The sequence below is a fragment of the Pedobacter cryoconitis genome (assembly GCF_014207135.1).
GTDB classification, from domain to species: domain Bacteria; phylum Bacteroidota; class Bacteroidia; order Sphingobacteriales; family Sphingobacteriaceae; genus Pedobacter; species Pedobacter cryoconitis_D.
On sequence record NZ_JACHCC010000006.1, the window covers coordinates 252,310 to 275,972 of the forward strand.

At 40.6% G+C, this 23,663-nt stretch carries 20 protein-coding genes; 12 read left to right on the forward strand and 8 right to left on the reverse strand.

The genetic code is table 11. The features are described 5' to 3' along the window. Window positions 1-18 precede the first annotated feature (18 nt). A complete protein-coding gene (locus HDF25_RS12880; RefSeq protein WP_184625296.1) occupies window positions 19-1,062 on the forward strand; it encodes a hypothetical protein in 1,044 nt (347 codons plus the stop codon). On the opposite strand, the gene rodA is transcribed toward HDF25_RS12880, so the two are convergent. The 8 genes from rodA to HDF25_RS12920 form a co-directional block, all read right to left on the reverse strand. After that, complete coding sequence (gene rodA, locus HDF25_RS12885; RefSeq protein ID WP_184625298.1) at window positions 1,055-2,320, reverse strand: rod shape-determining protein RodA; 1,266 nt, start codon at window positions 2,318-2,320, stop codon at window positions 1,055-1,057. The genes HDF25_RS12880 and rodA overlap by 8 nt on opposite strands. Beyond that, window positions 2,317-4,266, reverse strand: coding sequence for a penicillin-binding protein 2 (gene mrdA / locus HDF25_RS12890; RefSeq protein WP_184625300.1), 1,950 nt, complete (start codon window positions 4,264-4,266; stop codon window positions 2,317-2,319). Before mrdA ends, rodA begins: the two co-directional genes overlap by 4 nt. After that, on the reverse strand, window positions 4,266-4,781 hold the full coding sequence (locus HDF25_RS12895; protein WP_184625302.1) for a rod shape-determining protein MreD: 516 nt from the start codon (window positions 4,779-4,781) through the stop codon (window positions 4,266-4,268). The genes mrdA and HDF25_RS12895 overlap by 1 nt, the downstream gene beginning before the upstream one ends. Then, window positions 4,771-5,610, reverse strand: coding sequence for a rod shape-determining protein MreC (gene mreC, locus HDF25_RS12900; RefSeq protein WP_184625304.1), 840 nt, complete (start codon window positions 5,608-5,610; stop codon window positions 4,771-4,773). Before mreC ends, HDF25_RS12895 begins: the two co-directional genes overlap by 11 nt. Window positions 5,611-5,713: 103 nt before the next feature. After that, window positions 5,714-6,736 (reverse strand): rod shape-determining protein, encoded by a 1,023-nt coding sequence (locus tag HDF25_RS12905; RefSeq protein WP_008246482.1) that lies wholly within the window; start codon window positions 6,734-6,736, stop codon window positions 5,714-5,716. An 85-nt stretch (window positions 6,737-6,821) separates the two neighbouring features. Then, window positions 6,822-8,348 (reverse strand): bifunctional phosphoribosylaminoimidazolecarboxamide formyltransferase/IMP cyclohydrolase, encoded by a 1,527-nt coding sequence (purH, locus tag HDF25_RS12910; RefSeq protein ID WP_184625306.1) that lies wholly within the window; start codon window positions 8,346-8,348, stop codon window positions 6,822-6,824. 73 nt (window positions 8,349-8,421) lie between these two features. Then, window positions 8,422-9,000 (reverse strand): phosphoribosylglycinamide formyltransferase, encoded by a 579-nt coding sequence (gene purN, locus HDF25_RS12915; RefSeq protein ID WP_184625308.1) that lies wholly within the window; start codon window positions 8,998-9,000, stop codon window positions 8,422-8,424. A 99-nt stretch (window positions 9,001-9,099) separates the two neighbouring features. Then, a complete protein-coding gene (locus HDF25_RS12920) occupies window positions 9,100-10,500 on the reverse strand; it encodes an aldehyde dehydrogenase family protein (RefSeq protein ID WP_184625310.1) in 1,401 nt (466 codons plus the stop codon). Between the two features lie 148 nt (window positions 10,501-10,648). On the opposite strand from HDF25_RS12920, the gene HDF25_RS12925 reads away from it, so the two are divergent. The 11 genes from HDF25_RS12925 (at window position 10,649) to HDF25_RS12975 (ending at window position 23,562) form a co-directional block, all read left to right on the forward strand. Next, complete coding sequence (locus HDF25_RS12925) at window positions 10,649-11,530, forward strand: LytTR family DNA-binding domain-containing protein (protein ID WP_184625312.1); 882 nt, start codon at window positions 10,649-10,651, stop codon at window positions 11,528-11,530. 95 nt (window positions 11,531-11,625) lie between these two features. Continuing rightward, entirely contained in the window at window positions 11,626-14,376 is a 2,751-nt protein-coding gene (locus HDF25_RS12930; RefSeq protein WP_184625314.1) for a TonB-dependent receptor, read from the forward strand. A gap of 25 nt (window positions 14,377-14,401) precedes the next feature. Further along, window positions 14,402-15,700, forward strand: coding sequence for a parallel beta-helix domain-containing protein (locus tag HDF25_RS12935; protein WP_184625317.1), 1,299 nt, complete (start codon window positions 14,402-14,404; stop codon window positions 15,698-15,700). Window positions 15,701-15,732: 32 nt separating this feature from the next. Beyond that, complete coding sequence (locus HDF25_RS12940) at window positions 15,733-16,812, forward strand: SO2930 family diheme c-type cytochrome (RefSeq protein WP_184625319.1); 1,080 nt, start codon at window positions 15,733-15,735, stop codon at window positions 16,810-16,812. A gap of 237 nt (window positions 16,813-17,049) precedes the next feature. Further along, complete coding sequence (gene rpsT / locus HDF25_RS12945) at window positions 17,050-17,304, forward strand: 30S ribosomal protein S20 (RefSeq protein ID WP_041878275.1); 255 nt, start codon at window positions 17,050-17,052, stop codon at window positions 17,302-17,304. Between the two features lie 58 nt (window positions 17,305-17,362). Beyond that, on the forward strand, window positions 17,363-18,061 hold the full coding sequence (gene radC, locus HDF25_RS12950) for a RadC family protein (protein ID WP_184625321.1): 699 nt from the start codon (window positions 17,363-17,365) through the stop codon (window positions 18,059-18,061). Window positions 18,062-18,090: 29 nt separating this feature from the next. Then, a complete protein-coding gene (gene pheT, locus HDF25_RS12955; RefSeq protein ID WP_184625323.1) occupies window positions 18,091-20,490 on the forward strand; it encodes a phenylalanine--tRNA ligase subunit beta in 2,400 nt (799 codons plus the stop codon). Window positions 20,491-20,544: 54 nt separating this feature from the next. Then, the gene (locus tag HDF25_RS12960; protein WP_184625325.1) at window positions 20,545-20,835 is read left to right on the forward strand and encodes a hypothetical protein; all 291 of its coding nucleotides are present in this window, start codon (window positions 20,545-20,547) and stop codon (window positions 20,833-20,835) included. A 31-nt stretch (window positions 20,836-20,866) separates the two neighbouring features. Further along, a complete protein-coding gene (locus HDF25_RS12965; protein WP_184625327.1) occupies window positions 20,867-21,157 on the forward strand; it encodes a cell division protein ZapA in 291 nt (96 codons plus the stop codon). A 253-nt stretch (window positions 21,158-21,410) separates the two neighbouring features. After that, window positions 21,411-22,973 (forward strand): ribonuclease Y, encoded by a 1,563-nt coding sequence (rny, locus tag HDF25_RS12970; protein WP_184625329.1) that lies wholly within the window; start codon window positions 21,411-21,413, stop codon window positions 22,971-22,973. 64 nt (window positions 22,974-23,037) lie between these two features. Further along, entirely contained in the window at window positions 23,038-23,562 is a 525-nt protein-coding gene (locus HDF25_RS12975) for a DUF962 domain-containing protein (RefSeq protein ID WP_184625331.1), read from the forward strand. Window positions 23,563-23,663: the final 101 nt, after the last annotated feature.

Here is a 23,663-nt window from a genome sequence, read left to right on the forward strand (position 1 = left end):
TTTTTACGTTATACTACTATGATGAACCAGGAGGATATATTTAAAAAGATAGGACAGATACTCAGTGAGTTGAATGATCAGTATCAATATTTAGCTCAGAATCCTCGTGAACTCAACGAACTGGAGCTCGAACTTTTCCTGGCAAATGCCAGCTTTTTATCTGATCATGTCCACATTATTCAGAAGCTAAACAATGGTCATACCCAGCACATTTTGCCGGAACATACCGAAGAAACACCCGTACCTGTCCTGGCAGAGGATGATTTGTATGTGCATGAAATACTTCCTGCCAAACCCAAACTTGATGAAGAGATGTTTAAGCTGGATAAGGAACATTCTACTTTTGAGTTTATTTTAAATGAGAAGCCAGCTTCAGATAAGTTTGAGTTTGAAGAGAAATCGGTAGATGAGATTTTTGACAGACCACTGAGTAAAGAAGAAGAACTGATTATTGCACAGAAACAGAAACTGAGAGAAAAGGATAGCCTGGGGATTGTATTGCCTGAAGAAGATGAGATTGGTCCGGAACCTTTTTTAGTGGAAGATGAGCCTGTTCATGAAATACATCATGAAGTTGCTGATCCGGTTCCTGCAGCAGAACCTGTTAAGCTGGAAACTCAACCTGTTGAAGAATATATCCCTGAAACTAAATCAGTGGTTCAGGAAGAACTGTTTGCGCCGGTAAAAGCGGTGGTACAGGAGGAAGTAGCTATAGAAAATGAGGTGCCTGCTGAGATTGATGCGGCAAAACCAAAAACCCTCAATGAAATCCTTTCCGGTGGAACTCAAAGTACACTTAATTCCGGAAGCAGCAGAGTTCAGGTCAAAGACTTAAAACAGGCCATTAGCCTGAACGATAAAATGCGTTATATTAAAGACCTTTTCAATGGTTATAACCTGGCATATGCAGAAGCAATTGACCTGGTTAATAAAATGCCTGATTTTAAAAGTGCTGATGAATTCTTACAGCGGAACTATGCACAAAAGAATAACTGGGCCGCAAAACAGGACACGGCAGATCAGTTTTATGAGTTATTAAACCAGCGCTTTAGTGTTAAATAAAGCCCATTCTGTTTGAATCCAGTTTAAGGAAGATAAACAGCAGTACCGTAAAACTCCACAAAGAAGAGCCCCCGTAGCTGATAAAGGGTAAGGGGATACCGATTACCGGGATGATACCTATTGTCATCCCTATATTAATAAAGACGTGGAAAAAGATAATACTGGCCACACAATATCCATAAACCCTGGAAAAGGAAGATCGTTGTCTCTCCGCCAGGTTAATGACCCTGAGCAGTAAAAAAATATACAGACCGATGACCACTGAGCAACCCAGGAATCCCCATTCCTCGCCAATGGTAGAAAAGATAAAGTCTGTACTTTGTTCCGGAACATAACCGTATTTTGTTTGTGTTCCCTGCAGGAAGCCTCTTCCGGTTAACTGCCCTGCGCCAATAGCGATTTTTGACTGGATTACATTATAACCGGCTCCCTTAGGATCAGTTTTCAGGCCCAGCATGATTTCGATACGCGTACGCTGATGGGGTTCCAGTACTTTCTCATAACCGACCTTCACTATAAATAAATAGGCTATTGCAATAACAGTTGCCATAATCATTGAAAACATCATTTTCTGTTTTCTTCTGTTATGATAGATGAAGAATCCGCCTATCGCTGCAATGATAGGAATCAGGATATAAACAGGTACCAGAAAGTCTGCGATAAATAATACAATCATACCCAGGAAAATGAGCAGAAAATAACCTGATAAACCTTCGCGGTACATGGGGAACATAAAGGCAATATATACCAGTGCGGATCCGGTATCTGGTTGAAGCATGATCAGAAATAATGGAAAACCTACGATCAATGCCGCAATTCCAATAGATTTAATATCCCTGAACTTGGGATTGAAAGTCCCTACATATCTGGCCAGCAATAATGCAGTACCAAATTTAGCCAGCTCTGAGGGCTGTAAACGGAAGGTTCCCAGCGGAATCCAGGCCTGGTTACCCGCAACTCTACGACCAACAACGAGTACGACCATCAACAGGAGCATCGTACCACCATAAACTATGGGGGAGAAGATGCTGAAAAATTTAGCGTCAAGCAATAGAATAGAAAACCCCATCATCAGGGCTACTACGACATAAATCATTTGTTTACCGTACCTGCTGCTAAAATCAAAAAGTGCGGAGGTATCCGGGTTATACAATGAGGCATAGATGTTTATAAAACCAATAGTACATAACAGAGTGTAGATCAAAATAGTGATCCAGTCTACATTGAAGAAGAAACGGCTGCCTTGTTGCGTACTCATTGGGTTAAGGGAGTAGGTGTTGTTTTAGTATTTACTATTTTATTCTCGGGTGAAGCAGGTAGAGTCACTGGAATTTTAGTACTGTCAGTGCCTTTAGGTGCCCATTTTATTTTAGGTTTTGGAACATCAGGTAAAACTACAAGCTTTTTCATAGCTTCTGCCTGGGCAAGCCGTCCGCCAGAGATCTTCCCTGTTAAATATTGTTCAGTGATGTAACTTGCTATAGGCGCAGCATAGGCACCACCATAACCTGCATTTTCAACAATTACAGCAATTGCGATTTTAGGATTATCACGGGGAGCAAAGCCTATAAATACCGAGTGGTTTTTCCCATGGGGATTCTGTACCGTTCCTGTTTTTCCGCAAAGCAGGATATTGGGAATCGCAGATGCCCTTGCTGTACCATATGGTGCATTCACTGCATCCTGCATCCCGTCGATGACAGGCTCAAAATGGCTGAGGTCAATATCCACTGAGTTCTTAACCAGATATTCTTTTTTGACAGCTTTCTTTTCGCCGATAGCTTTGATCAGGTGAGGTTTGATATAGTATCCCCGGTTGGCAATAATTGCCATGATGTTAGCCATTTGTAAAGGGGTGGCACTCATCTCTCCCTGACCGATTGCCAGTGAAATTATAGTCGTATAACCCCAGCTTTTGCCAAATCTTTTGGTGTATTCCTCCGAAGTAAATAATCTTCCTTTCCGCTCAAAAGGCATATCCAGATCGAGTTTAGAGCCCAGTCCGAATTTTCGTACTTTGGCTTCCCACGAATCATACGCCTCAATCTTGTTCTTGAACTTCTTCTGGGTCATCAGCTTCTGAAAGACATAACAGGCATAGGTATTACATGATCTGGCCAGTCCTTTACGTAAGGAGATATTTCCGTCAACGTGTTCACAACTTACAAAGTGATTACCTGCCCAGTATCCACCCGGGCAATTAAAGGTCGTATTGGGGTCGATGACACCTTCCTGTAAAGCGATAAGATCGTCCAGAGGTTTGAAGGAAGATCCCGGAGAGTAATATCCCGACAGTGGCCTTACGTTAAACGGTCTGTTGGGAGAACGGAAAATATCCATGTAATTATTCCCCTGTTGTCTTCCGACCATCAGGTTAGGATCATAAGAAGGACTGCTGACAAAAGCAAGCACTTCTCCCGTACTGGGTTCTATAGCTACAATACTTCCCACTTTATTTTTCAGCAGCTGTTCTCCTAATTTCTGAATGTTAATATCCAGTGAAGAAACCAGTGTTTCCCCTGAGGTGGCCAGCGTATCAAATTTTCCATTCAGATAACTGCCCTGAGGCACGTTCCTGGCGTTATAGATGGTGTTTTCTACGCCACGCTCTCCACGCAGTACGTCATTATACTGACGTTCCACGCCCGATTTCCCGATGTAATCCCCGGGGCGGTAGTATCCATTACTCTCTTCTATATCTTTGTCTGAAACCTCTTTTACATAACCAAAAAACTGACCTGCCACACTATCAGGATAATGTCTTACCGTTCGGTTCTGAGTTTCAAAACCGATAAACCGGGAGAGTCTTTCCTGTAAGGCAGCATAAGTCTGTACCGATAATTGTTTCTCGAATACAGAGCGCTGGTATCTCGACTGGCTTCTGGCTTTATTAAAACGTTTATGAAAACCGGCCATATCAATACCAATGATTTTGCATAAAGCAAGTGTATCAAATGGTTTGACCAGGTTAGGGGTGACCATCAGGTCATATACCGGTTCATTCTGTACCAGTACCTTATTGTTTCTGTCAATGATTACACCACGCGCCGGAAATGTATATTTTTTACGCAGTACATTACTGTTGGCCGATAAAAAGTAGCGGTCACTGGCCACCTGGATATAGAAAAGCTGGCCTATCAGGATCAGCGATACGACTATAAACAAGCCCTGTATAATATATTTTCTATTGAAAAGATTCTCCATTAGCGCATTTTTCTATTATAGAAGATAAATTCTATCAATATAACGGTGAATAGCGTAAAGATACCGCTAAGCAAGCATCTTAACAAAGTGTAGGACAGCTCTGTTAATTTAAATGCTTCTAATAAGAAAAGTACGAGATGGTGCGAAAAGGTACATAGCAAGGCATATAAAGCAAACCATTTAAAACCCATATTCCCCAATGTAGGCTCAGGTTCATCAAAATTATCGCGGCTTACTGTAACTGAGATAAATAAGATTCTTACAAAAACCAGCATTACACAAGCTGCTGTATGTACACCCAATGTATCATAGAAAGCATCCAGCGTTAAACCCGTGCCAAAGGCGATTAGATATAAGATCAGGTTAGGGGTGCCGAAGGGAAGCAGTAGTAAAAATAAAATATAAGTGAATGGAGTAGCCAGATCATAAAAAGCCAGATTCCTTAACAAGAGAACCTGTATAGAAAGTAGAATGAACCACCTGAGGATATTGATTAATATGATTTTACTGTTCATTCGGCAATTTTGATTCTAGTGCTTTTTGTTCATCTGAAAGTTTGTCCTGGATCACATATACGTATTGTAACGTGCTGAAATCATTAAAAAGATCGATCTGGATAGTCAGGAAATTATCCCCTGTAGATATTCCTCTGTTGCTGATCCTTCCTACCGGGATTCCAGGAGGAAATGAGCCAAAACCTGAGGTAATTACTGTATCTTTCAGTTTGACTTTGAAATGATTGGGTATATCCTTGATATACGCTTTTCTATAGTCCGAATTCCGGTCTCCCCAAACCAGTGAACCCAGTGCTTTTGTCGAACTGATACTTACACTGATTTTAGCATCCTTATTCAGTAGAGATTCTATGGTAGCCAGATGAGGAGATACATCGCGGATAATGCCAACGACACCTTTACCGGCAGAAATTACAGCCATTCCGCTTTGTATACCATCCAGAGCACCCTTATTAATGGTGATGATGTTATTTCTTAAAGTGATAGAGTTTTTGATTACCCGGGCAGCCAGATAAGTATACTGAACGTGGTTAGTCGTGTCTTTGATCAGTGTTTTTTTAGCACTGTCGATCCCTTTGATGGCTAAAAGGGCGGTATTTAGTTTAGCATTTTCCAGTGCAAGACTGTCATTGACCGAACCGAGGTTCATGTATCTTTTAAATACATTCAGTTTTTCGTAGGCATGGCCTACAACCTCATTGGTAGAGTTAAAAGTCACACTCCTTTGATAAGCATTGTTTTTAACCGTGAGTACGATGCCAATGGTAAAAAAAATGACAAACAGGAAAAATGCGTTGTATCTGTTAATGAAAATCCAAAGGTTACGCATATTTCTTCATTCTGTATTGAGATACAGCAAACTCATTTTTAATGATAAAATGTGAGCAATTTGGGTTTGCTCACATTTTATGATGCTGTATGTAATGATTAATTTATTGCATTAAAAACTTATAGCCACCGATATTCTTCAGTGCAATCCCCGTTCCACGGACAACTGCACGTAAAGGATCTTCCGCAACGTGTACAGGAAGTTTCGTTTTAGCCGCTACACGTTTATCCAGTCCGCGTAATAAAGCCCCGCCACCTGTAAGATAAATACCAGTCTGGTAAATATCAGCAGAAAGTTCTGGTGGTGTAATCTCCAGAGCTTTCAGGATCGCCTCTTCAATTTTAGAAATAGACTTATCCAGGCAGTGTGCAATTTCAGTGTAAGAAACTGTAATCTGCTTAGGTACACCTGTCATCAGGTCTCTTCCCTGTACTGCAAAATCAGCAGGAGGATCTGTTAATTCAGGTAAAGCAGCGCCAACTTCAATTTTGATTTTCTCCGCAGTACGGTCACCAATCATAATATTGTGCTGACGACGGATATAATTTACGATATCCGAATCAAAGTTATCTCCCGCAACACGGATAGACTGGTCGCATACTATACCAGAAAGTGCAATTACAGCAATTTCAGTTGTACCACCACCGATATCGATGATCATGTTTCCCATCGGTTCTTCTACGTCGATACCGATACCTACGGCAGCTGCCATTGGCTCATGGATCAGGTAAACCTCTTTCGCCCCAGCAATTTCTGCCGAGTCTCTTACCGCACGTTTTTCCACCTCAGTAATTCCTGAAGGAATACAGATAACCATTCTTAAAGAAGGAAACATCCATCCTTTTCCGCCGTTCAGCATCCGGATCATCCCTTTAATCATAGCTTCAGCAGCATTGAAATCAGCTATTACACCATCTTTCAACGGTCTGACTGTACGGATGTTATCATGGGTTTTACCCTCCATCTGCATTGCCTGACGGCCTATTGCGATAATTTTATTTGTTTGTCTGTCAAAAGCAACTATTGAAGGCTCATCAACAACCACTTTATCATTGTGTATTATCAGGGTGTTGGCGGTGCCTAAATCGATGGCAACCTCTTGTGTGAACCAGTTAAATAAACCCATTTATAGGTGATAAGTTAAGTATTAAAAATTCTGTATACTAGTAAATGTAAAACTACGTCTTTTTATTGTATTCGCAGCTAAAAAATTAGTGCTTAAAATGTCTGATACCAGTGGTTACCATAGCGATACCTTTTTCGTTCGCCATGTTAATGGAATCAGCATCTTTAATTGAACCTCCTGGCTGAAGTACTGCTGTAATACCAGCTTCAGCAGCAATTTCGACGCAGTCAGGGAAAGGGAAGAAAGCATCCGATGCCATTACCGATCCGATTAAACTGAAATTAAAGGCAGCAGCTTTTACAATAGCCTGCTTCAATGCATCCACTCTTGAAGTCTGTCCGACACCGCTTGCCAGCAAAGTGTTGTCCTTAACAAACACAATTGTGTTCGATTTAGTATGTTTCACAATTTTATTTGCAAAGAAAAGATCTTTTAGCTCGGCAGCTGAAGGAGATTTTTCAGTTACAGTAACCATCTGATCAGTTCCTTCAATAATTAAATCTTTATCCTGTTCAATAACTCCGTTTAATAAAGTTTTGAATTGTTTAGGACTTAATTCAAGGTGATTACGCTGCAGGATTACTCTGTTTTTCTTTGTTTTGAACAATTCAATTGCCTCCGGATGATAAGAAGGGGCAATCAGCACTTCAAAGAATAACTTATTGATTTCAGTAGCTGTAGCCAGGTCAATTTCACGGTTTGCAATCAGTACACCACCAAAGGCAGAAACCGGATCACAGGCCAGTGCATCGTCCCATGCCTGGGCAATCGTTTCTCTCGAAGCAATACCGCAGGCATTGGTGTGTTTCAGAATCGCAAATGTAGGTTCAATAAATTCGTCGATCAGGCTTACCGCCGCATCAACATCTACAAGATTGTTATAAGAAAGTTCTTTCCCGTTTAATTTGGTGAACATTTCGTCCAGGTCCCCATAAAAAACACCTTGCTGATGAGGATTTTCTCCGTAACGGAGAGTTTTTGAAGAATTGATACTTTGTTTAAATAAAGTAAGTGGTTCTTCTGTATTGAAGTAATTGAAAATTGCTGTATCGTAATGAGAAGAAGTATGGAATGCTTTTTTAGCATAAGCTTTACGTTGTGCCAGAGAAGTTTCTCCGTTTTGTTCTTCCAGTTGTTGCTGTAGAGTGGCATAGTCATCTTTTGAAGCAAGGATAACCACATCGTTAAAGTTTTTTGCTGCTGCCCTGATCAGGGAGATTCCGCCGATGTCAATTTTTTCAATGATTTCCTCTTCAGAACCACCAGCTTTCAGCGTCTCTTCAAATGGATAAAGATCAACGATAACCAGGTCTATTTCAGGGATTTCATATTCTTCAATCTGTGCTTTGTCTTCCTTCAGGTTTCTGCGGTTTAAAATACCACCGAAAACTTTCGGATGAAGAGTTTTAACCCTTCCACCTAAAATTGAGGGATAACCAGTAAGATCTTCAACAGCTGTAACAGGTAAATTCAGGTCTTTAATGAACTGTTCTGTTCCACCTGTAGAAAACAACTGAACACCTTGCTGTGAAAGCAAGCGGACAAGAGGTTCCAGACCGTCTTTGTAATATACTGAGATTAAAGCGTTTTTGATCTTTATTTGTTGACTCATTGGGTGTGATTTTTGAGCCGCAAAATTATGATTTTTCACTGATAAATTTTAGCGTATAAAGATAAAAAACATCTTATTTTTTTATCTTTTTCAAAATGCTTTCTACAATCCTTGGATAGTGCTGGTGTTCAAGCTGTTGTCCTTTGAATTTTACCATTTCCAAATTGTCACCTTTATCAATTTTATATTTCGCCTGGTAGATATATTCACCTTCATCATAATTTTCATTTACATAATGAATTGTGATACCACCTTCTGTTTCCCCTGCCGCCAGGACTGCCTGATGTACGTGATCGCCATACATGCCCTTCCCGCCAAATTTAGGAAGTATTGCCGGATGTATATTGATTATACGACCTGGATATTCCGCAATCAGATTTTTAGGGATCAGCCATAAGAAACCTGCAAGGACAATCAGATCAATATCCAGATTTTTCAGCAGGTCAATGATAGAGCTGGTGTGGTAAAATTCTTTTCTGTCAAAGATATGAGAAGGGATTTCGAAATTATCCGCCCGTTGTAAAACGTATGCATCGGGATTATTAGTCAGTACCAGTGCGATTTCTACTTCAGAACTGTGTTTGAACAATTCCATTATTTTCTGGGCATTAGAACCCGAACCGGAGGCGAAAATTGCTATACGTTTTTTCATTTTGTGTATCGCTCTTCATTGAAATTTCAGCTGGCTTTGCCGGTTCTCAATAAAATGAGGCTTGCCAAAAATAGCATTTTAAACCTAAAAGGATAATTTTTACATTAATTTCTCCAACATTTTTAAAACCCATCCTTTTTTGTCATAAGGCGGATAGATTATTCCTGACATATTCATAGAAGACTGAAAGACAACAGCTCTTTCATGGGAGAAAGTCTTGAAACCAAACAGCCCATGGCAACTCCCTATGCCACTTTCATTTACGCCGCCGAACGGCAGATTTGAATTAGAGATATGGATCAGCACATCATTAATGCAAACCCCTCCCGAACTTGTGCTTTTTAAGATATGTTTGATACGCTGCTGATTACCGCTGAAAATATACAGCGCCAGCGGTTTGCTTTTGGCGTTAATGATTCCAATAGCTGATTCGATATCTGTATAAGGAATTATGGGCAGAACAGGGCCGAAGATCTCTTCCTTCATTATTCTACTATCAAAAGATACATTGGTGAGTATAGTCGGATAAATAGTCTGTTCTTCAGGAACAGGCTTTTCACCCCAGGTGATGATGGCCCCCTGAGCTACCGCATCTTCGACTAAATTATTTAATCTGTCATAATGTTTCCGGTTGATGATTTTGGCATAAGAAGATAAATCTGCTGTTCCCTGCCCGGTCATAAACATCCGTTGTGCTGCAGCTTGATAGTGCCTGATAAATTCTTCCAGTTTGTCCTGATGGATTAATACATAATCCGGAGCAATGCAGGTTTGCCCTGCGTTAACCAATTTGCCCCAGGCAACCTTGGTTGCCGCATTTTTCAGATCAGCAGATTCCTCAATCAATACAGGAGATTTTCCACCCAGTTCAAGAGTGACCGAGGTCAGGTGCCTTGAGGCAGCTTCCATAACTATTTTTCCTACTGCAGTACTACCCGTGAAAAAAATATGATCAAAAGGAAGTTCCAGGAGAGCAGCTGAAACAGATTGATCCCCTTCAAAACAGGCAACCTCATTCTTTTTAAAGGCCTGACCAATGATTTTGGTGATCACAACGCTGGTTGCAGTGCTGAATTCTGAAGGTTTTACCATCACACAATTGCCAGCTGCAATCGCAGAAGCCAAGGGGCTCATCAGAAGCTGAAACGGATAATTCCAGGGGGAGATAATCAGGCAGACACCTTTTGGTTCATAGAGAATCCTGTTTCTGGCCATTAGGCTGGCTATACTTTTGCCTGCATACCCGGGCTTCATCCAGCTTCTGAGATTTTTGATAGCAAAGTCTATTTCGCTATAAGTAAAGATCAGTTCTGTTACCGCTGATTCAAATTTGCTTTTTCTCAGATCATGATGTAAAGCAGCGTAGATTTCCTCTTCGTGTTCTTCAATTGTAGATTTCAATAAATGAAGTTTATCGATACGTTCAGTGGCCGTGCTCATTCTGAGGAGGTATTTGTTTTTTTGCTGAGCTTCAAAAACAGTGTTGATGGTCTGTGTCATTGTCCGGAGGCGTTGTTTATCAGGTGTTATTTATCAAATAATTATTGCAGGCGATATACAAGATACGAAAAGAGTGATAAGTTCAGAGGAGGGGTTGTAAATTCATTAAAAAATGAGTAGATTGAATAGCCAAATTTCAAATATTCTCATGCCCGTAATTACGACATTTACTGCTAATTCTGTCTTTAAAACGGTACTGGAAAGCCATTTTACCTTATTGAATACTGTTCGTGATAAATGTATCTTTATTCTGGTTACGCTGGTTTTTAGTTTGCTTTTTATGGATGTTTTTATTCCTTTTAACATCAATAAATGGTATGATTTAACTGATTTGTCGTTACTGCAGATTATCAGTGTATTTTCTTTCTTTGGTGCTTTAACCCTGGTGTTTACCCAATTTGGCTTACGAAAATGGCTGCACCTGGAGGCTCTCAGCTGTATCCAGTATCTGATATGGGTGATCGGTGAGATTATACTTTTGTCTGCGGTAATGCTTGCGATTGACTGGGTATTAAATAAACATCCGGCATTAACGATAGATTATTACCTGCTTACCTTTAAATATACCCTGCTGATTGCAATCATTCCCTATGTTATTTCTTTACTCATTTTGTTTGCCCTGCAAAAACATCAGCTTGCCCGGCTGCTTTCCCGTATGAAAGATACCAGGCTGGTTACGGCTAATTTTCCTATTGAAGATGAAAAAGGAAAAGTGATTCTCATTTTGCACCCTGATCATCTGCTGTTTTTGAAATCAGAAGATAATTATGTAGATGTATATTATTTACTGGGTGGAGAAGTCAGAAAAGAACTGATCCGGACTACACTCAAGAAAATTGAAGAAAAGTGCACCTATCCGGGGCTGGTCAGAGTTCACCGTTCCTATGCGATTAATGTTAAACATGTTTCTTCCTCCAGGAAAACGCCTAAAGGGTACCTGTTGCAATTCGATCTTTTACCGGATTTACAAATCCCGGTATCAGCTTCTTATCAAAAACAGATTTCAGCTTTTCCATTCACCCCATTATAGCGGTCTTTCGTCCCAAAACAGTCTTTAGGCTAGGATATTGGAGGTGCTGTAATCTATATTGCACCGAACCAAATCTAATCCTAAACTAACCGGGCATGAAAAAAAACTTACTATGTTTTCTGCTGTTCTCCCTATTTATTGCCAGTAATTTAAAAGCGCAGGTCATTAAAGGGACGCTTAAAAATGAGGTTACCAAAGAGCCTGCTTATGCAGTTTCTGTCCACGTGAAGAATTCGACAGAAGGGACTTATTCTGATGACCGCGGAAGGTTCCAGTTGAGTACCAAAAAGAAACTTCCCCTTACGCTGATTATCTCTTCCGTCGGTTTTGAGACAAAAGAAGTGGTGGTTGAAAGTTTTGCGGTTCCCGTAGAGCTGTTGCTCAATCCTGCTTCTATATTAGGACAGGAAGTTGTCGTGTCGGCCAGCCGGGTAGTACAAAAGAAATTGTCATCCCCGGTAACGATCGAGCAGATTAACAGTAAAGAGATTACTGGTTCTCCCCAGCTCAACTATATGGATATGATACAGGGACTGAAAGGAGTGGATGTGACTGTATCCGGTATCGGTTTTACGAGTATCTCGACCAGAGGATTTAATACCAGCGGGAATACAAATTTCACCCAGATTGTAGATGGAATGGATAACCAGGCCCCGGGCCTCAATTTTCCATTAGGTTCGGCAATCAGCTTAACACAGCTGGATGTAGATAATATTGAAATTCTCTCCGGTGCTTCTTCAGCATTATATGGATCCAGAGGGTTGAACGGGACAATGGTTATGTCCGGGAAAAACCCATTTAAATATCAGGGATTGAGTGTTCTGGTTACCCAGGGGGTTAACCATATAAAAAATAGCCAGAGCAATGATCCGGTAGGACCATCACCTTATTATGACTGGACTATCCGTTACGCGAAAAAGATAAATGAAAAGCTGGCTTTCAAAATCAATACCCAGTATACTCAGGCTAAAGACTGGGTAGCGACCGATTCTACCAATAAAAATGGGCCGGGAACAAGGTTGACAGACCCCAATTATAACGGGGTGAATTATTATGGTGGTGCAACGTCTACAGATATCAATCCATTTTTGCAGGGGGCACTGGCGGCGAACCCGGCATTGGCCCCGATTATACAGCCGTTGCTCGGTAAACCTAATTATGTGGCAAGGACAGGTTATCCTGAATATGGCTATCTCGATAATAAAGCCAGGATGTTTAAGTTCAATGCCGAAATCAGGTATAAGATCAACCCGCAACTGGAAGCAATTGCCTCTGGTACCTATGGCACTGGTAATGTCGTTTATACAAATGATACGCGATATCAACTCAAAGATTTTAAAGTTGGGCAATACCGGCTCGAACTGAAGAGTAACAGATGGTTTGTCCGTGGGTATACTACCCAGGAGAATTCAGGACATACAATTATAGCCGGACCGACTGCCCAGTACATCAATGAAGCATGGAAGACAAGTTATGACGGTGCAACAGGCGGCTGGTATCCTGAATACACTTCAGCGCTGGTTACTGCCCTTGCGGGTGGGGCCAGTCTGAATGATGCGAACCTGGCTGCAAGGACATTTGCTGATCAGGGGCGCGTATTGCCGGGCAGCCCTCAGTTTAATGCTTTGAAAGACAAGATTACCAATACTCCGATTTCTGAAGGAGGCACCCTGTTTCTGGACAGAAGTAAATTATACAATGCAGAAGGACAATATAATTTTTCTGACCTGGTTAAATTTATGAGTGTGATTGCCGGGGTCAACTGGAGGCTCTACAGTTTAAATAGTAAAAACACGCTCTTCCCGGATAAAGATAAACCTATTAACGTGAAAGAGTACAGTGCCTATGTACAGCTGGCTAAAAAGCTCGATGATGATAAGCTGAGCCTGAGTACTTCTTTCAGATACGATAAAAACACCCTGTTTTCTTCTCCTAAAGTAACTTCCAGGGCATCTGTGGTTTATGAGGTGGCAAAAGAGAATTTTATCCGTTTCTCTTATCAGAATGCTTACAGTTTTCCTTCCAATATCCAGGCTTTGCAGAATACACTGAACGGGTACAACAGCTATGCTTCAGGGGGGTCTTCTTTTTTATTAAATGATACTTATCATTTTGATAAAAATCCACCTTACACACTCGAAAGCGTAACTGCTTATCAGCAGTCAGGTGATGCATCGGTATTGAAGAAATTTGAATACAGTGATATCAAACCTCAGTCTGTCAATGCCTTTGAGCTGGGGTATGCAGCTTTAATAGGAAAAAGGATTTTGTTCGATGTATTAGGTTATTTCTCAACCTGGAAGAACTTCATCGGTTATGCAAATGTGGCTAATACACCAGGGACCAACGATGTAAGTGCTTTCAAGGATCACAGCACTTATGTTCAGTACAATATTGCCTTTAACGGAGGTCAGACTGTAAATACTTATGGTTATGCAGCAAGTGTGAGTTTTGATTTATCCCATAATTATCTGGCCAAGATCAATTACTTCTCCGATTTTCTCAAAAACAGAAATGATAGTCAGGTAAACAATTTCAATACTCCGCACTATCATGTAAATATGGAGTTTGGTAACACGGGTTTCGGTAAAAAACAGTTATGGTCATTTGGGACTACACTGCGTTATAAACCGGGGTACTTCTATGTTGTGACCGGCGGACTGGCCCAGGGACAGGTACCATCCTCGGCGGTGATTGATGCCCAGGTAAGCTATAAACTTGTCAAGGTTCATTCTTCCATCAAACTGGGTGCGACAAACATTACCAACAAGTACTACTCTACCGGAATTGCAAATCCGGATATCGGAGGAGTGTATTACATCACTTATGCCTATAACGTCTTATAATTAAATACAATTAAAATCCGCTGATATGAAACCTTTATTTCCGATAGTATTATCCCTTTTGCTGCTGGTCACCATCTGGCAGTTTTCCTGTACCAGTAAATCTGATACGGAACAGCCATACAAAGTTACCCTTAGTTTTAAGCCGGGCGAAGAAGCTAAGATCGTGGAGGCCTTTTTATCTATTAAGGATAGCACACGTATTCTGTTAAAACAAGGGCTTTATAAATTTGATAATTTAAGTATTGCCCAGGTTAGTCATATTTTGATACAGGGTGAAGGACATGACCGGACTATACTTGATTTTACACAACAGAGCCAGGGGGGGGAGGGCATAAGAGTAACTGATGTCAGAGATTTTAAGATTGACGCGATGACTATCCGGGATTCAAAAGGAGACCTGCTTAAAATTAATAAAAGCCGGGACGTGAAAATTACTAATCTTCATGCGGTATGGAGTAAAGCAGACTCTACAAGCGGGGGCTATGCAATTTACCCGGTTATGTGTAAAAATGTATTAATCGAAAATTGTTATACAGAAGGTTCATCCGATGCAGGGATTTATGTTGGTCAGACCGACAGTGCTATCGTAAGGATGTGTAAAGCCGCGAAAAATGTGGCCGGTTGTGAAATTGAAAACACGTCACATGCACAGGTTTATGATAATGAATTTTATAACAATACAGCGGGGTTCCTCGTCTTTGATTTACCAGACCTGTCCAAGAGAGGTGGGCATGTAAAAGCCTATAATAATTATATCCATGATAATAATTTCAGGAATTTCGCAAAATCGGGAAGTTTTGGAACTACCTGGGGAGTAGGAAATGCTTCCCCTGGTTCAGGAATTATCATACTGGCAGCTTCTGATATTGAAATTAATAATAACCGTATCCTCAATAATAATACTTCAGCAATTACTATTGCCTCCGGTTTTGCTGTGGACGCTAAAGCCGGAGAGAAAATAAACGCAAATTATTTCCCTATCTCTAAAAACATCAGTATCCATGATAATACGATCAAAATGGGGCCTTCATTTCCTGAACCGGCTTATGCCCACCGGATCGGAAAGATACTGGTGGCAGTTGAACAGCAATTAAACAAATTAGAGCCCACCAGAAAAAATAAAAGGATACCATTTATTATGTATGACGGGATTTCCAGTAATATATTGACAAAGGGCACAGGCATAAATCCTGATTCTATCTGTATCAGGCAGAATGGTGATAATGTGTTTGTGAATGCTGATTTTCTGCATATCAGTAGCCCGGCCAACTGGAAGCCTGATACCAATGGCGGAGCTTATAACTGTAAATCTTCAGTTAAATAGTTTGAGAAAGAAATCTAATCAGATATTATCAAATGCGTAAATCTTATATTTTCAGTAGTTTATTGTTTTTTGTAATCTTACTGGTTCTGGCAGGTGAACAGGGATGCCAGCGTAAAGCAGTACAGAAATCCGGCGGGGAAGGGTTTCAATTTAAAGAAAAGTTATCCGGATACGGTTTCTTTAAAGGTCCGCTTCGTCAGCTTCAGCCTCGCGATGGTGTTTTGAGCTATGAATTGAATACACCACTATTTACTGATTATGCCGTGAAGAAGCGGTTTATTGTATTGCCCAAAGGCGCTAAGATCAGCTATACTACTGAGGGGGCGCTGGGGTTTCCGGATTCTACTATTCTGATTAAGAACTTTGCTTATGTCAATACTACACATGAAAATGTGCTGATAGAAACCAGGCTGCTGGTCAGAGACCCTGTAACGAAAAGCTGGAAAGTGATGAACTATCTGTGGAATAAGGAGCAGACAGATGCTGTCAGGCATATAACCGGTGCTAAAATTCCGGTTACCCTACTCGATAATGATAATCAGAAGGTATTTACCAATTATCAGGTACCCAATACAAATGACTGTAAAAGATGTCATATTAAAAATGATGTCCTGATTCCTATCGGCCCTAAAGCAAGGAACCTGAACCTGACTGTCGCCGGGCAAAAAGAAAATCAGCTGGTGTTATGGGCTAAAAAAGGAGTGTTGACAGGACTGCCGGCTATTGGTGCCGTTGAACGGCTTCCTGACTGGACAGATGCCAGACATTATAGTCTGACCCAAAGGGCAAGAGCTTATCTGGATGTGAATTGTGCACATTGCCATACCAAGGGAGGGGATGCTTATAATACAGGGCTTTTCCTGGAGTACGAACAAACTAATCCGGATCATCTGGGTATGGCGAAAGCTCCTGTTTCTGCCGGAGGTGGGGCAGGGGGGCTGGATTATGATGTTATTCCCGGAGATGCAGGGCATTCTATTCTGCTTTACAGGATGAATAGTGCCGAGCCGGGAACAGCTATGCCCGAGCTTGCGCGTACAGTTATCCATAAAGAAGGGGTTAAACTGATCAGGGAGTGGATTAATAGTCTGGCTAAAAAGAATAAACCATAAATGCGTCTGAAGCGGTTCATTTTGCATATAATTGCATCTCCGGGCTAAAATGGTGGGAATCAATATTTAAGAATCTTAAAATTATTTAGAATATATTCGAGATTATTTAAAATATTTATGATATCGTTTTGCATATTAAAAACATAAGTTCTATATTTGCAGTCCGAAAAAAAGGATAAACAGGGTTTGAGTGATATCACCAGACCTTTACATATAAAAATATTATTATACTAGAAAATGGCAAATCATAAATCATCTTTAAAAAGAATAAGAGCAAACGCAACTAAACGTTTACGTAACAGGTACCAGGCAAAAACTACTCGTACTTTTGTTAAAAGATTACGTGCTTCTGTAGATAAAAAATCAGGTCAGGAGTTATTGCCGAAAGTAATTTCTATGTTAGATCGTTTGGCTAAAAAGAATGTTATTCACAAAAACAAAGCTGCAAACAACAAGTCAAAACTGACTAAATTTGTTAATGGCTTAAAATAGATATAGCTTTACAATATTGTAAACGGGATAGGCTTTGGCTTATCCCGTTTTTTTGTTTATGCTAAAAAATGAACAAAAACCAGGGATTAAATCCCTTTCCCCATTCGACCGTCCCCGTGAAAAACTATTACTCAATGGCAGAAGAGATCTGTCTGATGCAGAACTCATTGCTATCCTGATTGGTTCCGGCAGTAAAAATGAAACATCCGTAGTGCTGGGGCAGCGGATTCTGGCCAGCTATAACCATGATCTGGACAAGGTTGGCAGAGTTTCCGTCAGCGATCTGACTTCATTTAAAGGAATAGGAATAGCTAAGGCATTGTCTATTGTAGCTGCACTTGAGCTTGGCCGGCGGAGAAAAGACCGTCCACATGAAGTATTGCCCCGGATTACTTCATCAAGAGACGTCTTTGACTTATTACATCCCATTTTATCAGATCTGGATCATGAAGAATTCTGGATGCTGATTTTAAATAGGGCCAATCTCCTGATCTGCAAATATATGATCAGCAAGGGCGGGCAGGCCAGTACTGTCGTTGATCCCAAAATCATCTTTGGAAAGGCAATGGAAATGAAAGCGGCTTATATTATTCTTGCCCATAACCATCCTTCGGGTAATTGCCAGCCAAGCAAAGAAGATATTATAGTCACCCAAAAACTGGTTCAGGCAGGAATGTTACTCGATCTTAACGTACTGGATCATCTCATTATTACAAACACAGCGTTTTGCAGTCTGGTAGATGAGGGAATTATTTAATACCTTTGCATTTTAGAAGAAAATATAACATGAAGATATCATACAACCGGCTTAAACAATTCATACAAACTGACCTTAACCCACAGGAGCTTTCACTGATACTGACCAATATTGGTCTGGAGGTAGAAAGTCTTGAAAAAGTACAGCCTGTGGCAGGTGGTCTGGAAGGATTGGTAATTGGCCATGTGCTGACATGCGTTCAACATCCCAATGCTGACAGGCTGAGGGTAACTACAGTAAATGTTGGAGGTGAAGAGGCTATACAGGTTGTATGTGGTGCGCCAAATGTGGCTGAGGGACAGAAAGTCGTGGTAGCTACCGTAGGTACTACAGTATATCCGAACGAAGGCGAACCATTCAAAATCAATAAATCAAAGATCAGGGGCGAAGTTTCTGAAGGAATGATCTGTGCAGAGGATGAAATTGGTTTAGGTGGTTCACATGCAGGTATCATGGTATTACCTGAAGATACTGTTGTTGGACAGCTGGCCAAAGACTATTTCAAAATGGAAGACGATTATCTTTATGAGATAGGATTGACACCAAACAGAGCCGATGCAGCTTCACATCTTGGTGTAGCAAGAGATTTAGCTGCTTATCTGCGTATTGAACTGAAGATGCCGGACTTAAGTTCTTTTCGGATAGCTAACGAAGATTTACCGATAGCGGTAACAGTAGAAGATACTTTCGCCTGTCCGCGTTATACCAGTGTATCAATCAGTGGGGTAACTGTAAAAGCTTCTCCCGACTGGTTGCAGGATATATTAAAAGTAATCGGTATCCGTCCGATTAACAATATAGTTGATGTCACCAATTATGTCCTGCATGGTCTGGGCCAGCCACTTCATGCTTTTGATGCAGATCAGATTGAAGGCAAAACAGTAATAGTCAAAAAATGTGCTGAAGGAACACCATTTGTAACATTAGATGGCGTAGAGCGTAAGCTTTCTGCCGAAGATCTGATGATCTGTGATGCGGTAAAACCACTGACCATCGCTGGTGTCTACGGAGGTCAGAACTCGGGAGTAAGTGCAGAGACTAAAAATGTGTTTTTGGAAAGTGCCTATTTTAATGCAGTGTCTATCCGTAAAACAGCGAAGAGACATGCCTTGAAAACAGATGCTTCTTTCCGTTATGAGCGTGGTACAGATCCTGAAATGACCCTGTTCGCTTTAAAACGTGCAGCACTGTTAATTCAGGAGCTGGCGGGAGGTGAAATCTCTTCTGCGGTTTCCGATTTGTATCCTGTACCAGTAGCTCCGTTTGCTGTTGAAGTCAATTATAATAACATCAACGGTTTAATCGGTGCTTCTATTCCTAACCAGGAGATTAAAGACATTATCACTTCACTTGGGATTACTGTGGTTGCCGAAACAGCCGAAGGTTTATCACTTCAGGTACCTAGTTTCAAGGTAGACGTTACCCGCGAATGCGACGTTACAGAAGAAGTATTAAGGATTTACGGATATAACAATATTGCGATCCCGACAAAGATCAATGCTTCACTGGCATTTACGGCCAAGCCGGATAAAGAGCAGACGCAGCATGTAATTGCTGATCTGCTGACAGCTAACGGATACCTGGAGATCTGGTGTAATTCACTGACCAAGGGTATTTATTCTAAAAACCCGGCAGAAGCTGTACAGATCCTGAATCCTTTAAGTTCAGATCTGAATGTAATGCGTCAGAGTTTACTGATGCCGGCACTGGAAAGTGTAGCTTATAATCAAAATAGAAAAAGCGGTGATGTTAAGTTTTATGAATTTGGTAAAACTTATCATTTGATAAATGAGAAATATGTAGAACGTCCAAGATTAATGCTTGTACTTTCCGGGGCTGATTCGGCCGAGCAATGGAACCAAAAACCTTCACCAGTGAGTTTCTATAGTATGAAAGCAGCGGTTGACGCGGTGATCGGCAGATTGGGGATTACCAATTACCAGACCGAAGAAATCAGCGATGAAAATTATGCTTATGGTTTGAAATACTTCAGGGGGCCTCAGACAATTGTTACTTTCGGTGCAGTGACGGCAGCAGATAAAAAACAGACTGATGTAGACAAAGATGTGTACTATGCCGATTTTGACTGGGCTTTATTACTGGATATCGTTAGAAAGAACAAAATTATAAGTAAAGAAATCCCTAAGTATCCGGCAGTGAGAAGAGATCTTTCTATGCTGGTAGATACCGAAGTGACTTTTGAATCGTTAAAAACTATTGCTTTTAAAACCGAGAAGAAGCTGCTTAAAGATGTACAGGTATTTGATGTGTATGTTGGAGATAAATTACCGGAAAACAAGAAGTCTTATGCTTTAAGCTTTACTTTACAGGATGAAGAGCAGACGCTGACCGACAAACAGATTGATGCCGTTATGCAAAAGATTATAGCTAACTTAGCCCAAAGTGCGAAAGCAGAGATAAGAAAGTAATTTTATTTATTACTTTTAGGAAAAATATAAATATTATCAATTTTTAAATAAAAGATGTCTTCGGTTGCAGAACAATTAGATTCGGTATTACATAAAGCGGCTCGGCTTATCGAGCTTTGTAATGCATTACAAGAGGAAAACGAGTTGTTAAAGCAGGAAAATTCATCTGTTAAGTTAGCCTTGAATGCCGCTAAAATTAAGAACTCGGACATGGATGAAAAGATGAGGGTGCTTAAATTGGCTAAAAGTATTGAAGGAACAAGCGAGAAGACACTTGATATAAAGCAAAAAATTAACGATTTTGTGCGTGAAATCGATAAATGTGTAGTGTTGCTTAAGAAATAAGGATTACACGAAATTGAAACAAAGCTAAGAAATGGGAGAAATCTCGATAAAAATAACTATCTCTGACCGCATTTACCCTTTAAAGGTGAATATGGAAGAGGAGGAAATTGTAAGGCGGGCAGCCAAAATTATCAATGAACGTATAAAGGACTATCAGGAAAATTATGCGGTCAGAGATAAACAGGATTTACTATCTATGGCTGTATTGCATTATGCAACGGCTGTATTAAGGGTAGAGAATAAGGTGCAGGATCAAGATACTGCGGTAGCTGAAAAAGTTGAAGAATTAGATAGTTTACTGAACGATTTTTTTGCCAGATAGGATCGTCCGTTAATTTCAAAAGCATAATAGGAATTTAACCGTTGTTAGGTTTTTAGTTTCATTGTTTCGTAATCTTTAAATACAGGCATCGGCTGTGGAATCAGCCAGGTTATTTCAGCATGTATTTATCTGGTAACGCAAGGGACTTAAAAATTTAACTGCGGTTTTTTTTTAGGTTTAAATTAAATAGGGTAATAAGAGACCTGCATGAGCATCATAAGATGTTTATGCATGTTTTTATATATAAATTAAGATGGAAATAATAGCAATAATTGGATATGTACTTGCCAGCCTGATCGTTGGTATACTGGTGGGCAGATATTTGCTGCGCAACCTGTTGAAATCACAGGAGATCGCCGCACAGACAAAAGTGAAGAAAATTTTAAAGGAAGCTGAAAGTAATGCTGAGATCTTAAAGAAAGACAGGCTGCTGGAAGCGAAAGAGAAATTTTTACAGTTAAAAACTGAGCATGAACAGGAAGTAAATGCGAAAAATAACCAGGTGAACCAACGTGAAAACGCTATTAAACAGAAAGAACAATCTGTGAACCAGCGTTTGGAGAACATGAACCGTAAGGAACAGGAACTGGACAACAGTAAGAAAAATCTGGATAAGCAAACTGAGATAGCAGTTAAAAAACAAGAAGAAGTTGACCTGTTGAAAAACCAGCATGTAAAACAATTAGAGACCATTGCAGGATTAAGTGCTGAAGAAGCCAAAAACCAGCTGGTTGAAAACATGAAACAGGAAGCCAGAACACAGGCGATGATCCAGGTGAAGGATATCGTAGATGAGGCGAAACTGACTGCAACTAAAGAAGCTAAAAAAGTTGTGATCCAGACCATACAGCGTACTGCTGTGGAAGCAGCTATTGAAAATACAGTATCTATCTTTCATATTGAAAGTGATGAGATCAAAGGTCGTGTAATCGGACGTGAAGGAAGAAATATCCGTGCGCTTGAAGCTGCTACAGGTATCGAGATCATTGTCGATGATACACCTGAAGCAATTATCCTTTCTGGATTTGATCCGGTAAGAAGAGAGATCGCACGTCTGGCTTTACACCGTCTGGTGACTGACGGACGTATCCACCCTGCACGTATTGAAGAGGTGGTTGCAAAAACCAAGAAACAGATTGAAGATGAAATTGTGGAGATCGGTGAACGTACCGTGATCGATTTAGGTATACACGGTCTTCATCCCGAGCTGATCAGAATGGTCGGACGTATGCGTTACCGTTCATCTTACGGACAGAACTTATTACATCACTCACGTGAGGTAGCGAATTTCTGTGCGACAATGGCTGCAGAATTAGGCTTAAATGCTAAAATGGCAAAACGCGCAGGATTACTGCATGATATAGGAAAGGTTCCTGATGATAATCCTGAGTTACCACACGCTATCCTGGGTATGCAGCTGGCAGAAAAGTATAAGGAACATCCTGAAATCTGTAATGCTATCGGAGCCCACCATGATGAAATTGAAATGACTTCGATGATCTCACCGATCATCCAGGCATGTGATGCGATCTCAGGTGCCCGTCCTGGTGCAAGACGTGAGGTTGTGGAAAGTTATATCAAACGTTTAAAAGAACTGGAAGAACTGGCTCTTTCTTATCCTGGTGTAGAGAAAACATTCGCTATCCAGGCAGGTAGGGAATTAAGGGTTGTTGTAGAGAGTGAAAGAGTAACGGATCAGCAGGCTGAATTACTTGCAGCTGATATCTCAAACCGTATTCAAACGGAAATGACTTATCCTGGACAGATCAAAGTTACTGTAATCAGAGAAACACGTTCTGTTGCCTTTGCGAAATAAGTAAAGAAAAAATATTATTAATGAAGCGATAGATTATTCTATCGCTTTTTTTTATTTTTATAGAATGAAGAAGCAGGTCGCCCGGCAGGGAAAAGCAGAACCCCAGAAAGAAGTGGATATTCTTTTTGATACGTATGCAGAAAGTCATCAGAATCCGTCTAATGAACTGATTCACTGGATCTGTGTACCATTGATCGTATTTAGTCTATTGGGATTAATCTGGTCGATCCCCTTTCCTTATCTCGGGTTCCTGGGTAAGTATAATGGATTTGTGAACTGGGCTTCCTTTGTTATAGCCTTCTCCGGATATTATTATTACCGTCTTTCACCGGTACTTTCCTATATGATGATCCTGTTGATCTTTGTAGCAGCCTTTTTTATTGTACAGATAGAGAAATGGTCACTTGCAGGCGGGCCTGCACTCTGGCTGGTTTGTAGCTTGATTTTTGTGCTCTCCTGGATCGGACAATTCATCGGACATAAGATCGAAGGAAAAAAGCCTTCATTTTTACAGGATGTTAAGTTTCTGTTAATCGGGCCGATCTGGCTGCTGCATTTCATCTGTCTTAAAGTGGGTATAAAATATTAGCTCTCAGCATTTAGCCGGAGCCGTACGATTGTTATTATCGCATAAATTTAAAAAAGAAGGTCAGGGGCAGGGAGTTCTATGGCCTTCTTTTTTTAATTTAT